General features: G+C 66.3%; 14 protein-coding genes, 1 other RNA gene and 1 pseudogene. 6 read left to right on the top strand and 10 right to left on the bottom strand.

The genetic code is table 11. The features are described from left to right. The first annotated feature begins 90 nt into the window (after positions 1-90). Complete coding sequence (locus Q1K09_RS08675) at positions 91-609, top strand: single-stranded DNA-binding protein (RefSeq protein ID WP_300344760.1); 519 nt, start codon at positions 91-93, stop codon at positions 607-609. Here the strand turns inward: Q1K09_RS08675 and ettA are convergent. The 5 genes and pseudogenes from ettA to Q1K09_RS08650 all read right to left on the bottom strand — a co-directional run bounded on the left by ettA (position 596) and on the right by Q1K09_RS08650 (position 5,188). Then, a complete protein-coding gene (ettA, locus tag Q1K09_RS08670; protein ID WP_300344758.1) occupies positions 596-2,278 on the bottom strand; it encodes an energy-dependent translational throttle protein EttA in 1,683 nt (560 codons plus the stop codon). The two genes, Q1K09_RS08675 and ettA, sit on opposite strands and share 14 nt — an antisense overlap. Before the next feature lie 19 nt (positions 2,279-2,297). Beyond that, on the bottom strand, positions 2,298-3,743 hold the full coding sequence (locus Q1K09_RS08665) for a glyceraldehyde-3-phosphate dehydrogenase (RefSeq protein ID WP_300344756.1): 1,446 nt from the start codon (positions 3,741-3,743) through the stop codon (positions 2,298-2,300). A gap of 150 nt (positions 3,744-3,893) precedes the next feature. After that, positions 3,894-4,242, bottom strand: an RNA gene (gene rnpB / locus Q1K09_RS08660) — RNase P RNA component class A. A 16-nt stretch (positions 4,243-4,258) separates the two neighbouring features. Continuing rightward, the gene (locus Q1K09_RS08655; RefSeq protein ID WP_300344813.1) at positions 4,259-4,777 is read right to left on the bottom strand and encodes an aldo/keto reductase; all 519 of its coding nucleotides are present in this window, start codon (positions 4,775-4,777) and stop codon (positions 4,259-4,261) included. 28 nt (positions 4,778-4,805) lie between these two features. Continuing rightward, positions 4,806-5,188 (bottom strand): annotated as a pseudogene (locus Q1K09_RS08650) (aldo/keto reductase). A 222-nt stretch (positions 5,189-5,410) separates the two neighbouring features. Between Q1K09_RS08650 and Q1K09_RS08645 the strand changes: the two are divergent. Next, on the top strand, positions 5,411-6,178 hold the full coding sequence (locus Q1K09_RS08645) for a peroxide stress protein YaaA (RefSeq protein WP_300344753.1): 768 nt from the start codon (positions 5,411-5,413) through the stop codon (positions 6,176-6,178). Here the strand turns inward: Q1K09_RS08645 and Q1K09_RS08640 are convergent. After that, on the bottom strand, positions 6,165-6,620 hold the full coding sequence (locus Q1K09_RS08640; RefSeq protein ID WP_366909234.1) for a reverse transcriptase-like protein: 456 nt from the start codon (positions 6,618-6,620) through the stop codon (positions 6,165-6,167). The genes Q1K09_RS08645 and Q1K09_RS08640 overlap by 14 nt on opposite strands. A 20-nt stretch (positions 6,621-6,640) precedes the next feature. After that, positions 6,641-7,513: a Nif3-like dinuclear metal center hexameric protein gene (locus tag Q1K09_RS08635; RefSeq protein ID WP_300344750.1), complete on the bottom strand. Its 873-nt coding sequence runs from the start codon at positions 7,511-7,513 to the stop codon at positions 6,641-6,643. Positions 7,514-7,586: 73 nt separating this feature from the next. Between Q1K09_RS08635 and msrA the strand changes: the two genes are divergently transcribed. Genes msrA through epsC form a run of 3 tightly spaced genes read left to right on the top strand, consistent with a single transcriptional unit; the run spans position 7,587 to position 9,763 of the window. Then, positions 7,587-8,138, top strand: a complete 552-nt coding sequence (gene msrA, locus Q1K09_RS08630; RefSeq protein ID WP_300344749.1) for a peptide-methionine (S)-S-oxide reductase MsrA — start codon at positions 7,587-7,589, stop codon at positions 8,136-8,138. A 52-nt stretch (positions 8,139-8,190) separates the two neighbouring features. Then, positions 8,191-9,123, top strand: a complete 933-nt coding sequence (cysK, locus tag Q1K09_RS08625; protein WP_300344747.1) for a cysteine synthase A — start codon at positions 8,191-8,193, stop codon at positions 9,121-9,123. 52 nt (positions 9,124-9,175) lie between these two features. Further along, positions 9,176-9,763 (top strand): serine O-acetyltransferase EpsC, encoded by a 588-nt coding sequence (epsC, locus tag Q1K09_RS08620; protein WP_300344744.1) that lies wholly within the window; start codon positions 9,176-9,178, stop codon positions 9,761-9,763. 6 nt (positions 9,764-9,769) lie between these two features. Here the strand turns inward: epsC and gndA are convergent, their stop codons facing one another. From gndA to zapE, 3 genes are all read right to left on the bottom strand, one after another. Next, positions 9,770-11,227, bottom strand: coding sequence for an NADP-dependent phosphogluconate dehydrogenase (gene gndA, locus Q1K09_RS08615; protein WP_300344743.1), 1,458 nt, complete (start codon positions 11,225-11,227; stop codon positions 9,770-9,772). A 75-nt stretch (positions 11,228-11,302) separates the two neighbouring features. Next, positions 11,303-12,232, bottom strand: a complete 930-nt coding sequence (gene ppk2, locus Q1K09_RS08610; protein ID WP_300344741.1) for a polyphosphate kinase 2 — start codon at positions 12,230-12,232, stop codon at positions 11,303-11,305. Positions 12,233-12,319: 87 nt separating this feature from the next. Further along, the gene (gene zapE / locus Q1K09_RS08605) at positions 12,320-13,402 is read right to left on the bottom strand and encodes a cell division protein ZapE (protein WP_300344739.1); all 1,083 of its coding nucleotides are present in this window, start codon (positions 13,400-13,402) and stop codon (positions 12,320-12,322) included. Between the two features lie 154 nt (positions 13,403-13,556). On the opposite strand from zapE, the gene Q1K09_RS08600 reads away from it, so the two are divergent. Continuing rightward, positions 13,557-14,438: a sulfurtransferase gene (locus tag Q1K09_RS08600; protein WP_300344736.1), complete on the top strand. Its 882-nt coding sequence runs from the start codon at positions 13,557-13,559 to the stop codon at positions 14,436-14,438. The last annotated feature ends 29 nt before the right edge of the window (positions 14,439-14,467 follow it).

Raw genomic sequence — 14,467 nt, 5'->3', positions numbered from 1 at the left:
GGAGACTCATAGTGTGCGCTGCCGGGACTCACGCTCCGCAGCCGGCCCGCAGCGCAGAACTGGTCTGCGGCGCAGGAGCGAAGGAGCAGCATGAGTGACATCATCACCGTCCGCGGCTTCGCCGGGACGAACCCTGAGCTGAAGAACACCGATCCCGAGCATCGGCTCACCACGTTCCGGCTGGGATCCACACCGCGCTGGAAGGACTCGGTCACCGGGGAATGGTCTTCAGGGCCGACCAACTGGTACACCGTGGCGGCCTTCGGACGGCTCGCTGAGCACGTCGGCGCCTCAGTGCGCAAAGGCGAGCCCGTAGTGGTGGTGGGTCGGCTGAAGGTCCGGCGCTGGGAGAGCGACGACGGCGACCGCGGCACTGAAGTGGAGATCAATGCGCAGGCGGTCGGCCATGACCTCACCTATGGGATGGGGCGGTTCACCAAAGTCAGCAGCAGCAGTGAGGACGCCCCTCAGGCCTCCGCAGCCCAGAGCGCCCACACGCCTGAGGAAGCCGACTCCGGCTCCGCGCCGACGGCCGAGGAGACTGAGTCTGCCTCAGCAGCCGGCGCGGCCGCAGACTGGGACGCGCAGCCGGAGCTCAGCCGCGGGTGAGCTTGCGGTGAGTGACTCGGCTCGGACGGGCAGCCTCCGGGCCGAGGCGCTCCACCTTGTTCTTCTCGTAGGACTCGAAGTTCCCCTCGAACCAGTACCACTGGGCGGGGTTCTCCTCTGTGCCCTCCCACGCGAGGATGTGGGTGGCCACACGGTCTAGGAACCACCGGTCGTGGGAGATCACCACGGCACAGCCGGGGAACTCCAACAGGGCGTTCTCCAGTGAGCCGAGGGTCTCGACGTCGAGGTCGTTGGTGGGCTCGTCCAGCAGCAGCAGATTGCCGCCCTGCTTCAGGGTCAGCGCCAGGTTCAGCCGGTTGCGCTCACCGCCGGAGAGCACGCCGGCCTTCTTCTGCTGATCAGGGCCCTTGAATCCGAAGGCGGAGACATAGGCGCGCGAAGGCATCTCCACATTGCCGACATTGATGAAGTCCAAGCCGTCTGAGACCACCTCCCAGAGGGTCTTCTCCGGGTCGATGCCGGCTCGGGACTGGTCGACGTAGGAGATCTTCACGGATTCGCCGATGGTCAGCTCGCCGCCGTCGAGCTCCTCGAGCCCCACGATGGTCTTGAACAGGGTCGACTTGCCCACACCGTTGGGGCCGATGACGCCGACAATCCCGTTGCGCGGCAGGCTGAAGCTCAGCCCGTCGATGAGTCTGCGGTCCCCGAAGCCTTTGACCAGGTTCTCGGCTTCGATCACCTGGGTGCCCAGGCGCGGACCCGGCGGGATCTGGATCTCCTCGAAGTCGAGCTTCTTGGTGCGCTCGGCCTCGGCGGCCATCTCTTCGTACCGGGCCAGACGCGCCTTGGACTTGGCCTGCCGACCCTTGGTGTTGGAGCGGACCCACTCCAGCTCGTCCGCCAGGCGTTTGGCCAGCTTGGCGTCCTTCTTGCCCTGGATCTCCATACGGGAGCGCTTCTTCTCCAGGTAGGTGGAGTAGTTGCCTTCGTAGGGGTAGAGGCGACCGCGGTCGACCTCACAGATCCACTCGGCCACGTGGTCCAGGAAGTACCGGTCGTGGGTGACGGCCATGACCGCGCCCTCGTAGGAGGCCAGATGCTGCTCCAGCCACAGCACCGACTCGGCGTCGAGGTGGTTGGTGGGCTCGTCCAGCAGCAGCAGATCCGGCTTGGAGAGCAGCAGCTTGCACAGCGCCACGCGGCGGCGCTCACCCCCGGAGAGGTGGGTCACCGGTTCGTCGCCGGCCGGGCAGCGCAGAGCATCCATCGCCTGCTCCAGCTGGGAATCGATGTCCCATGCATTGGCGGCGTCGATCTCCTCCTGGAGCTTGCCCATCTCCTCCATCAGGGCTTCGAAATCGGCGTCCGGGTTGGCCATCTCGTCGCTGATCTCGTTGTAGCGGACCACCTTCTGGTAGATCTCGCCCACACCCTCCTGGACGTTGCCCAGAACCGTCTTCTCCTCGTTCAGCGGAGGCTCCTGCTGCAGGATGCCCACGGAGTATCCCGGGGAGAGCCGGGCTTCGCCGTTGGAGGGCTCGTCCAGGCCGGCCATGATCTTCAGGATGGTGGACTTGCCGGCTCCGTTCGGGCCGACGACGCCGATTTTGGCGCCCGGGAAGAAGGACATCGTGACATCGTCGAGGATGACCTTGTCGCCCACCTTCTTGCGGGCACGGACCATGGTGTAAATGAACTCTGCCATGGTCTTCAGCCTAGTCGCTTCAGGCGGTCTGAGGGTATTTGACCGGCTCCGACTGCGTCATGTGCTCCAGCACCCGCACCACCTGGGCTGAGTAGCCGTACTCGTTGTCGTACCAGACGTAGAGGATGGCCTGTCTGCCGTTGACGATGGTGGCCAGTCCGTCCACCACGCCGGCCGCGGCGGAGCCGACAAAGTCGGTGGAGACCACTTCGGCGGAGTCGATGTAGTCGATCTGGCTGTGCATCTCGCCTTCCAAAGACTCTCGGCGCAGGAAAGCGTTGAGCTCTTCCTTGGTGGTCTCCTTCTGCAGCTCCAGGTTGAGAATCGCCATCGAGACATCCGGGGTCGGAACCCGGATCGCATTGCCGGAGAGCTTGCCGGAGAGTTCGGGCAGCGCCTTGGCCACGGCCTTGGCGGCTCCGGTCTCGGTGAGCACCATGTTCAGCGCCGCCGACCGACCCCGCCGCTCCCCCTTGTGGTAGTTGTCGATCAGGTTCTGGTCATTGGTGTAGGCGTGCACCGTCTCCACGTGTCCGTGGTCGATCCCGTAGGTGTCATTCATCAGCTTGGCCACCGGGGTGATGGCATTGGTGGTGCAGCTGGCTGCCGAGAGGATGCGGTCCTCACCGGTGATGCTGTGGTGATTGACCCCGAAAACGATATTCTTCAGCTCACCCTTGCCGGGGGCGGTCAGCAACACCCGTTCAGCCCCGGGGGCCTGCAGATGCTTGCTCAGTCCCTCCTCATCCCGCCAGATGCCGGTGTTGTCCACGACCACCGCGTTGGTGATGCCGTAGTCGGTGTAGTCGACCTGATCGGGACTGTCCGCATAGATCACCTGGATGTAGGTGCCGTTGGCGATGATTGCCTGGTTCTCCTCATCCACCCGGATGGACCCGGCGAAGGGACCGTGGACAGAGTCGCGGCGCAGCAGCGACGCCCGCTTGGCCAGGTCATTGCCCTTAGCCCTGCGCACCACGATGGCGCGCAGCCGCAGGCCGGTGGCCGATGATGCGTGGCCGACGATGATGCGTGCCAGCAGGCGTCCGATTCGCCCGAAGCCGTAGAGCACCACGTCCTGGGGCTCAGCCCGGCCCTGACCCTTCTTACCGACCACATCGGCGAGTTCAGTGCGCAGGAACTGCTCCAGATCACCACCGCCGGAGGCCTTGAAGCGGCTGTTGAGCCGGGCGATGTCAATGCTGGCAGCCCCCAGGTCCAGGGTGGTCAGCGCCTGCACCAGAGGCAGGGTCTCAGAGATGGGGAGCTCGACCTCGTCGATCTGGCGGGCGAAGCGGTGGGCTTTGAGGATGTCGATGGCGGACTGGTTGACCAGCTGACGGCCGTAGATCCCGGTGACGACGTTGTTCTCCCGGTAGAGACGGCCGATCAGCGGGATCATCGCTTCCGCCTGGGCCTCACGATCGATCCATTCGTTGAGGTGCTCGCTCACGGGTGCAGACACGGGTGGTGTTCCTCCTGGATAGACGCCTTTGTCCTGAAAGGAGCTGTGCGGACAGAATCCTTCCTCGGTGAGTCTACGGGAGGCGGAGCCACCGGATGCCGCACCTGCGGGCGAAACCAGTCAGAGCGTGAGGCATCTCACGATTCAGGCGGGACGGGCCGGCCGGTAAGCCGGGTTCTGTCGTGGACCATCATCCATCTGGGCGCCGTGTTGCCACGGGCCTCAAGCGGTCAACCCGGATGCTCGGGCGGGCAGCCCTGATGACGCATCCTGTTCGACCTTGCTCCGGATGGGGTTTGCCGAGCCGCACCGGTCACCCGGCGCGCTGGTGGTCTCTTACACCACCGTTTCACCCTTACCCCAGCGTGCTGGGGCGGTCTGTTTTCTGTGGCACTGGCCTGCGGATTGCTCCGAGTGGGCGTTACCCACCATCCTGCCCTGCGGAGCCCGGACTTTCCTCGATGCCCACTAAGGGCACCGCGATGGTCTGGCCGACCCGTCCCTGGTACCCGAGTCTACTCCTGGTCGGGCACCGGGGCCCGTTCTGAGATCAGCCCGCGGTCACGCAGCTGCTCCCAGAACTCCGCGGGTATCTGCGCCGACATGCTCTCAGCATCCTCGCGCAGGTGCTCGGGCCGGCTGGATCCAGGGATCACCATGCTGACCGCCGGGTGCGCGGCGGAGAACTGAATGGCCGCATCCTTCAGGCTGACCGCATACTGCTCAGCCGTCTCGCGAAGCTGCTGGACCCGCTGCCGGATGGCCGGCGGCACCTCGGCGTAGTGGAAGTGATCTCCGCCCAGCAGTGCACCGGAGTCGAACGGGGACCCGACGATCAGCCGCAGGCCCTTCTGCTCGGCCAACGGCATCATGCGCTCCAGTGCCCGCTCATGCTGCAGCAGTGTGTACTGGGTGGCGGTCAGGCATACGCTGGGGGGCGTCTCCTCCAGCTCCATGGCCAGCTCGATCGGCTCGGTGGTGTTCACCCCTAAGCCCCAGCCGGAGATGACGCCCTCCTCCTGCATCCGGCTCAGGACGGTGAAAGCGCCCGTGCGGACCTGCTCAAAGGCAAGCGATCCAGTCGTCGCCGTGGAAGTCCCGGGAGACGTCGTGGACGAACACGTAGTCCAGGCGGTCGGTCTGCAGCCGCTGCAGGCTCTGCTCGATCGAGCGCTTGACGGAGTCCGTGCTGTAGTCGGTGATGATCTTCTTCTGCCGCCCATCGGCGAAGGGACCCTCCTTCGGCTCGTGCTCCTCAGAGATCACACGGCCGACTTTGGCGCCCAGGCGGTACTCATCGCGGTCGTATCGGGAGAGCACCTCCCCAGACGCAGCTCTGCCAGAGCCGCTCCGTAGAACGGCGCGGTGTCGAAGTACCGGATGCCGGCGTTCCAGGCGGCTGCGACGGTCGAACGGGCCTCGTCCTCACTGATATCGCGGAACATATTGCCCAGCGGCGCGCTGCCGAATCCTATGCGTGCGGCCATGTGTGCGCAGCCTCCTTTCGCGTATGACATGCAGCGGCAGTCCTCAAGGGACCTGCAGGGGGCCCAACACCTGTGGTGCTCACAGTGTTCCTGGCCGGCGGTGTCGGTGCCTGTTCGGGACGCCGGTGCCGGTTCGGCCCCACGGAATCGGGGCCGGCGTCGGATTGCTAGGGTATTGCGGTGCTTATTCTGCTGCCTCCTTCCGAAGGTAAGACCCCGCCGGCCGAGAAACGGGACGCGCGTCTGGACCTGAACTCGCTGGCCATGCCTGAGCTGGCGCCGCAGCGCAGGCAGGTGCTCACCGCCCTGAGCGAGGTCAGCGCCGGCGACGAGGCCCAAGAGGTTCTGAAGGTGGGCGCCAGAGTGATCCCGGAGGTCCGCCGCAATACCGAGCTGGACCAGGCACCGGCTGCCCCGGCCTGGCAGATCTACACCGGCGTGCTGTTCGAGGCCCTGAAGCCGGAGACGCTCACAGCCGCCCAACACCGCCGCGCCGCAGAGAGCGTGCGGATCTTCTCCGGGCTCTTCGGCGCGGTGGGATTCGCCGACCAGATTCCGGCCTACCGGCTTTCCATGGGTGTCTCGCTGCCGGGGATCGGCCGGCTGAGCACCTGGTGGAAACAGGCCCTCGCTGAGCCGATGGGCCGCCAGGCAGCCGATCAGCTGGTCATCGACTGTCGGTCCGCCACCTATGCGGCCGCCTACTCACCGCCGGCAGAACAGACCCTGGCGGTCAACAGCTTCACGGTGCGCAATGGTCAGCGGAAGGTGGTCACCCACTTCGCCAAGCATGCCCGGGGCGAACTGGCCGGAATGCTGCTGCGCAGCAGAAGACGGCCGACCAACGTGGACGAGGTCGCCGAGATCGCCTCAGCCCGCTGGGAGGTGGAGGTCCGCCCGGCCACCGGGCGCCGCGGGCACCAGCTGGACCTGATCAGTTCGGAATAGGCTGGATCCGGCTTGCAGTCGGATCCCATTCGGTGCCGGCGGCGGAGGCGTCCATGGCCTCATTGCTCAGCCGGTCGGCGTCGAGATTCTCCGCCCGCGGGACCCAGGTGTAGCGGACCTGCATCGGCGGCAGGATGCGGCTGGCCTCGTCGGCGAGCCGCTTCATATCGGCATGTTTGATCTTCCACCGGCCGCTCATCTGCTCCACCACAAGCTTGGAGTCCATGCGGACCTCCACCATCGCCTGGGAATCAATCTCACGGGCCAGTCGCAGCCCGGCAATCAGGCCGCTGTACTCGGCGACATTGTTGCTGGCTTTGCCCAGTGGGACGGCGACGGCGGCCAGGACCTGGCCCTGCTCATTGCGCACCAGCGCTCCAGCACCAGCGATACCAGGGTTGCCGCGGCTGCCGCCGTCGGCCTCTACGATCAGATCAGTCACAGGGGGAAACCCTACCCCGCTCAGCGCCCGGGTGTGAGGACGAAGTCCCACGGGTCTGTATTGATGCCGGAGACCGCGATCTCCACGTCGAAGCCGGCATCGGCAAGACGGCGGTCCAGGGTCTGGGCCGCCGCCGGCAGCCACAGCCATTCGCTGGCGAAGTGAGAGACATCGATCAGATAGGGCCGGTCCCCGCCCACGGCCTCGCGCGCCTCAGAGGCAGGGTGGTGCCGCAGGTCAGCGGTGAGGTACACATCGGCGTCGCTGGCCCGCACCGCGGCCAGCAGAGAGTCCCCAGCCCCGCCGCACAACGCGACCCGTTGAATGATGGCATCACGGTCACCGGCCACTCGCACACCACCGGCCACCGCGGGAAGAATCTCAAACACCGTGGCGGCGAAGTCCCCCAGCGTGGTGCTCTGCGGCAGCGTGCCGATCCGCCCCAGACCCTCTTCGGCCAGGCCGTCGGCTGCCGGCTGCAGCGGCTGAGCATCCTGCAGTCCCAGGATCTCGGCGAGCACATCATTGACTCCCCCGACCGCTGAGTCACCATTGGTGTGCGCGGTCAGCAGCGCGCAGCCGGACTCGATCAGTCGGTGGATCACCTCGCCCTTGAACGTGCCAGCCTCCACTGAGTGGACACCGCGCAGCAGCAGCGGGTGATGGGTGATCAGCAGATCGGCCCGCGCCTGGCAGGCCTCCTCCACCACCGCGGCGACCGGGTCCACGGCGAAATGGATCCTGCGGACCTCCGCCTCACGGCGTCCGGCCACCAGGCCCACTGCGTCCCAGTCCTCGGCCAGGGAGGCAGGCCACAGTTCGTCGACGACGTCGAGCACCTGCTGCAGTGTGGGGGTGACGGTCACTGTGAGCTCGCTTTCGGTCGGGAACATCTCCAGTTGAACCTATCGCCCCGCACGCCGCAGGGCCAGGAATGAACCGCTCACCGGCTCAGTTGGCATCGGTATGAGTGATCGGACAGTGGTACTGGCAGCCGGCTGCTTCTGGTGTCTGGACTCGGTGGCTCGCCGGCTGCGCGGGGTCCAGGCAGTGCGCAGCGTCTACACCGGCGGCTCGGCCGAGACCGCCCACTATGAGGCGGTCTGCAGCGGCGGCACCGATCACGCCGAGGCTGTGGAGATCCGCTTCGACCCCGACCAGCTGCCGGCCCAGGTGCTCTACGAGGTCTTCTTCTCCGTGCACGACCCCACTTCGCTGAACCGCCAGGGCTGCGACGTCGGCCCACAGTACCGCTCGGCCATGTTCTACCGGGACCAGGAGGAGCGTGAGGAGTTCGCTGCGGCGATCGCCGCCGCACAGCAGCACTTCGACCGGCCCATCGTCACCACCCTGGAACCGCTGGGCGAGGTTTACGAGGCCGAGGCGGAGCACCAGAACTTCCACCAGCGCCGGCCCGACGTCGGCTACTGCCATTTCATCATCGAGCCGAAGGTCGCTCTGCTGCGTAAGCATTGGTCACATTGGATGCGGCCGGAGATGCTCTCCTCGGTAGGCTGAGTCCAGGCGAAGCACAACTGAACAAGCACACGCGTCGAAAGGTCACACCACCATGGGCATGCTGAACAACATCACCGAGGCGGTAGGCAACACTCCCCTGGTCCGGCTGAACTCGCTGGACGCCGACCTCCCCGGAAACGTGGCGGTCAAGCTCGAGTTCTACTCCCCGGCCTCCTCCGTGAAGGACCGGATAGGCACTGCGATCATCGATGCCGCCGAGCAGGCCGGAGTTCTCAAGCCCGGAGGCACCATTGTGGAGGGCACATCCGGCAACACCGGCATCGCCCTGGCGATGGTGGGGGCCGCACGCGGCTACCGCGTGGTGCTGACCATGCCGGAGACCATGTCCACAGAGCGCCGGGTGATGCTGCGCGCCTACGGCGCAGAGATTGTGCTCACCCCCGGCGCCGACGGCATGCGCGGCGCGGTGGAGCGGGCCAAGGCGATCGTGGAGGAGACCGAGAACGCGATCTGGGCCCGCCAGTTCGCCAATGAGGCCAACCCCACCATCCACTACAACACCACCGGTGAAGAGATCTGGCGGGACACCGACGGCGCGGTGGACGTGCTGGTCTCCGGCATCGGCACTGGCGGCACCATCACCGGCGCCGGACGCCGGCTGCGCGAGCACAAGCCGGATCTGCACATCGTCGCAGTCGAGCCGGAGGACTCACCGATTCTCTCCGGCGGCCAGGCCGGCCCGCACAAGATCCAGGGCATCGGCCCCAACTTTGTGCCGGAGGTGCTGGACACCGACATCTACAACGAGGTGGTCACCGCCAACCTGGAGCGCTCCATCACCACCGCCCGCGAACTGGGCACCAAGGAAGGCATCCTGGGAGGAATCTCCACCGGCGCCATGGTGGCGGCCGCCCTGGAAGTCGCCTCCCGCGAGGAGATGCGTGACAAGCTGATCGTCACCCTGGCCGCCGACTTCGGTGAGCGCTACATCTCCACCCTGCTCTACGAAGACATCCGCGGCTAGGCCCTCCCGCCGGAGGCGCCGGCTCCCGTTCTACTGCGAAAGGAACACTGCCGTGGGCTTTCTGTCCCGATTGCGCGAGGACATCACCGCAGCGCGCGAGCATGACCCTGCTGCGCGCAGCAATGCCGAGATCGTGCTGGCCTACTCCGGGCTGCACGCCATCTGGGCCCACCGGGTGGCCCATAAGATGTGGCAGATCACGCCCCTGAAGACTCCCGCCCGGGTGCTCTCCCAGGTGGCGCGGAGCCTCACCGGCATCGAGATCCATCCCGGGGCGACCATCGGCCGCCGCTTCTTCATCGATCACGGGATGGGAGTGGTGATCGGAGAGACCACCGAGATCGGCGATGACTGCATGCTCTACCAGGGGGTGACCCTCGGCGGAACCTCCCTGGAGCAGACCAAGCGGCATCCCACGCTGCGCGACGGCGTGGTGGTCGGTGCTGGAGCCAAAGTGCTCGGCCCGGTGGAGATCGGCGAGCACTCAGCGGTCGGCGCCAATGCTGTGGTGGTCAAATCCGCGCCTGCGCACTCGGTGCTGATCGGGGTCCCGGCCAAGGATCGCAAGCGCCGCGAGGAGGAGCATAAGCCGCTGGTGGACCCGGCGGCCTACGCCCTGGACCCGGCGCTGTTCATCTGAACTGCGCTACACCTCGGCTTCGGTCCGGTCCTCTGACCAGCGGATGTGGAAGGTGCCGGGCTTGTCGACCCGCTGGTAGGTGTGGGCGCCGAAGTAGTCGCGCAGTCCCTGGGTCAGCGAGGCTGGCAGCCGCTCGGCGCGCAGCGAGTCGTAGTATGCCAGTGAGGAGGAGAACACCGGGGCCGGCACCCCGTAGGTGGCTGCTGCGGCGACCACTCGGCGCCAGGCCGGCAGGCATTCGTTGATGGCCTCGGTGAACTCCGGGGCCAGCAGCAGGTTCGCCGGCCGCTCATCAGCGTGCTGGTAGGCCTTCATGATGGTGTCGAGCAGATCAGCCCGGATGATGCACCCGGCCCGCCACAGGGAGGCGATAGTGCGCATATCCAGGTCCCAGCCGTACTCGGCGCCGGCGGCGGTGAGCATATCGAAGCCCTGGGCGTAGGAGACCAGCTTCGAGGCGTAGAGCGCTTTGCGGATATCCTCCACAAAGCTCTGCCGGGCCTCTCCGGATCCGTAGAGCTCATCGGCCGGTACCGGGCTTCCCACCCCGGCGGCAAAAGCATCCCGGGTGATCCGGCGCAGCTGCTGCTGCGAAGAGATCGAACGGGCAAAGACAGACTCAGCGATCGTAGTCACCGGGGAGCCGACCTCCAGACCGGAGATCGCCGTCCACCGTCCGGTGCCCTTCTGCCCGGCAGCGTCGACGATCACATCCACCAGCGGCCGGCCGGTGAGCTCATCCTCCTGCTCGAGCACCTCAGAGGTGATCTCAATCAGATACGAGGCCAGGTCGGTGGTGTTCCACTCCCGGAATACCGCCGCCTGCTCAGCCGGCTCCAGCCCGGCCAGCTGCCGCATCAGGTCATAGGCCTCACCGATGACCTGCATATCGGCGTACTCGATGCCGTTGTGCACCATCTTCACGTAGTGGCCGGCACCATCGGTACCCACCCAGGCGCAGCAGGGTTCGCCGTGATAGTCAGCAGCGATCTTCTCCAGCATCGGGCCCAAGGTCTCATAGGACTCACGCGAGCCACCGGGCATGATCGAGGGCCCGTGCAGAGCACCCTCCTCACCGCCGGAGACCCCCACACCCACAAAATGCAGGCCGTGTCCGCGCAGGGTCTCCTCCCGGCGCCGGGTCTCCTCAAAGAACGAGTTGCCGGCATCGATGACAATATCGCCCTCATCCAGCAGCGGCACCAGCTCATCAATCACCGCATCCACCGGGGCACCAGCCTTGACCATGATCAGCACCCGCCGCGGACGCTGCAGGGCGCCCACCAGCTCAGCCAGGCTTTCGGTGCGCACAAACTCCCCCTCAGAGGAGTAGGAGTTGATCAGCGCATCCGTCTTCGCCGCCGTCCGGTTGTGCAGGGCCACCGTATAGCCGTTGCGAGCCAGGTTTCGGGCGAGGTTGGCGCCCATCACAGCCAGTCCGGTCACTCCAATATCAGCGGCCATAGAATGCGTCTCCCTGCAGCGATCAGTCCTTCACGCGGTCAGTGCCTCCCCGATCCTACCCGTTCGCGACGCCGGTCAGTCGCCGACGGCGTTGCGGCCGCGCCGCACCAGCAGGGGGTCGGGCTCCCCGACGATCTCATGATCCTTTCCCTCATACTCGAACTGGGAGAGGAAATAGCGCATCGCATTGAGCCGGGCGCGCTTCTTGTCATTGGACTTGATCGTGATCCAAGGAGCGTGGTCGGTGTCGGTGCGCCGGAACATCTCCTCCTTGGCCTCGGTATAGGCCTCCCAGCGGTCCAGGGACTCAAGGTCCATCGGGGAGAGCTTCCACTGCCGCACCGGGTCGATCTGCCGAATGGCGAAGCGGGTCCGCTGCTCCTTGCGGGTGACGGAGAACCAGAACTTGGTCAGATGGATGCCCGCGTCGATGAGCATCTGCTCGAAGACCGGGGCCTGCTTCATGAACGTCTCATAGTCGTCGTCGGAGCAGAACCCCATGACGCGCTCCACCCCGGCCCGGTTGTACCAGGATCGGTCGAACAGGACCATCTCTCCGGCGGTGGGCATGTGGTAGATGTAGCGCTGGAAGTACCACTGCCCCTGCTCACGGTCGCTGGGCTTCGACAGCGCCACCACCCGGGCGGTGCGCGGATTCAGATGCTCGGTGAACCGCTTGATGGTGCCGCCCTTGCCTGCGGCGTCGCGGCCCTCGAAGACGATCACGTGCTTGAGCCCGTAATCCTCGGCCCAGTACTGGAACTTCAGCAGCTCCACCTGCAGGTGGTACTTCTCAATCTCGTAGAGGTCCCGGTCCAGCCGAGTCTCGTACGGATAGTTCTCTTGCCAGGTCTCCACCGCATTGCCCTGCGGGTCGATCAGATCAGGATCCGGAGTGTGCCCGTCACGGACGGTGTACCCGCCGGCGCGCAGCTGGTCGATGAACTCGCGAAGGTTCTGCCGGGGCTCGGACTCCAGTCCCTCCCACGCCTGCTGCTTCACCATAGGCAGTACACCCCTTTCCTCTGGCCGAATCGCCCGTCCATACCACCACCGCACCGTGAACGGACGGTGAACGGGGGATACTCCAGCCTACAGGGCCTGCTCACCCATCTGCCCGGCACGCGCCAAGGCTGTCAGACGGGACACCGCCCGGTGGTACTTCTTCATGTAGCCACCGCTCATCATCTCCTCGGTGAACAGCTGGTCGAAGGGCACGCCGGAGGCGATGAGGCGGACATCCTGGTCATAGAGCCGGTCCGCGAGCACCACGAACCGCAGAGCCAGCGACTGCGCGGTGATGGTCTCCACGTCTTTGAGCACCAGCACCTCCACCCCGGAGATGAGCTGGCGGTACCGGGAGGGGTGAACCTCGGAAAGATGCTCGCACAGGGCGGAGAAATCGTCGACGACGATCTGCTGATCGGCGAAGTGCTCCTCAGCGAAGCGCTCCAGCTCCCCGGTCTGCAGCGGGGGCGGGGCCTCAGGCAGTCCACGGTGCCGGTAGTCTTCGCCGTCGACCCGGATGACCCGGAACTGATCGGCCAGCACCTGGATCTCGCGCTTGAAGTCGGCGGCGGCGAACCGCCCCTCCCCCAGCGAGCCGGGCAGCGTATTCGACGTGGCGGCCAGCTTCACCCCCGCATCGGCCAGCTCCCGCAGCAGCCGCGACATCAGAGTGGTGTCGCCGGCGTCGTCGAGCTCGAACTCGTCAATGCACACCAGCTCATAGCCGCTCAGGACCTCCACCGTCCTGCGGAAGGACAGCGCACCCACCAGATTCGTGTACTCCACGAAGGTGCCGAAGGCCCGCTTGGTCTCCGGCACCCCCCTGCTGCCGGCGGCGTGGTAGAGCGAGGCCAGCAGGTGGGTCTTGCCCACCCCGAAGCCGCCGTCCAGATAGATGCCCGCAGGTGCAGTGCTGGCAGGACGCCGGCCGAACAGTCTGCCCAGCAGCCCCGAGGAGGTGGAGGCGCCCACGGTCTCGGAGAAGCCGCGGAGCGCCTCGACCGCCTCGGCCTGGGAGGGATGGGCCGGATCCGGAATGTAGGAGTCGAAGGAGACGTCCGCGAAGCGGAAGGAGGGCTGAAGTCCGGCCAGCAGGTCATCGACGGTGACCTGGGGGCGGCGCTCGGCAAGCGGCGCTGCGGGGCTGTGCTCAGCGGTGGAGGTCATGCCTCCACTGTACTGAAGGGCCCGGACCCCGCATCCGTCGGCTCTCATCCGGGGCCGCGTGCTGGCTGTGACGTCGTGTGACTGCCGGTGCCCGGCGGCCGGACTCGGGTACTAGGCTGAAGGTAAGCCGGCATCAGAGGAAAGGTGAGAGGCCATGGCTGAGAAGGACCTGACCCAGTACGCCAACCCGCAGGCGCTGGTGAGCACCGAATGGCTCGCCGAGCACCTGGATGACCCGAATGTGGTCGTGGTGGAGTCCAATGAGGACGTGCTGCTCTACGACACCGGCCATATCCCCGGGGCGGTGAAGATCGACTGGCACACCGACCTCAATGACCCGGTGACCCGGGACTTCCTGGATGAGAAAGCATTCGCCGCCTTCGCCTCCTCCAAGGGCATCTCCCCGGATTCCACGGTGATCTTCTACGGGGACCGCTCCAACTGGTGGGCCGCCTATGCGCTGTGGGTCTTCACCCTCTTCGGGCACCAGGACCTGCGCCTGCTCGACGGCGGCCGGGCCGCTTGGATCGCCGAGGGGCGGGAGCTGACCACCCAGGTCCCCCAGCCGACGCCGAGCGACTATCCGGTGCCCGCGGCCCGCGATGACCGGACCTTCCGCGCCTTCCGGGAGGACGTTCTGGAGCATCTGGGCAAACCCCTGGTGGATGTGCGCTCAGCCCCGGAGTACACCGGGGAGGTCACAGTGGCGGCCGGCTTCGAGGGCGAGGGGGCGCTGCGCGGAGGTCATATCCCCACGGCCGCGAATGTTCCCTGGGCGATGGCGGCCAATGAGGACGGCACCTTCAAGTCCCGCGAGGAGCTGGAGGAGATCTACACCCGCCGGGCCGGCATCGGAGAGGCCGATGAGGTGATCGCCTACTGCCGGATCGGTGAGCGCTCCTCACACACCTGGTTCGTGCTCAAGCACCTGCTGGGCTATCAGAATGTGCGCAACTACGACGGCTCGTGGACCGAATGGGGCAATGCCGTGAGGCTGCCCATCGCCGTGGGCGAGGAGCCCGGCGAAGCATCCTGAGCCGGCCACAGCCTGCGGCCGAGACGCGC

Source organism: Nesterenkonia sp. (genome assembly GCF_029265375.1).
GTDB lineage: Bacteria > Actinomycetota > Actinomycetes > Actinomycetales > Micrococcaceae > Nesterenkonia.
This window is presented reverse-complemented; position numbering and strand designations above follow the sequence as displayed.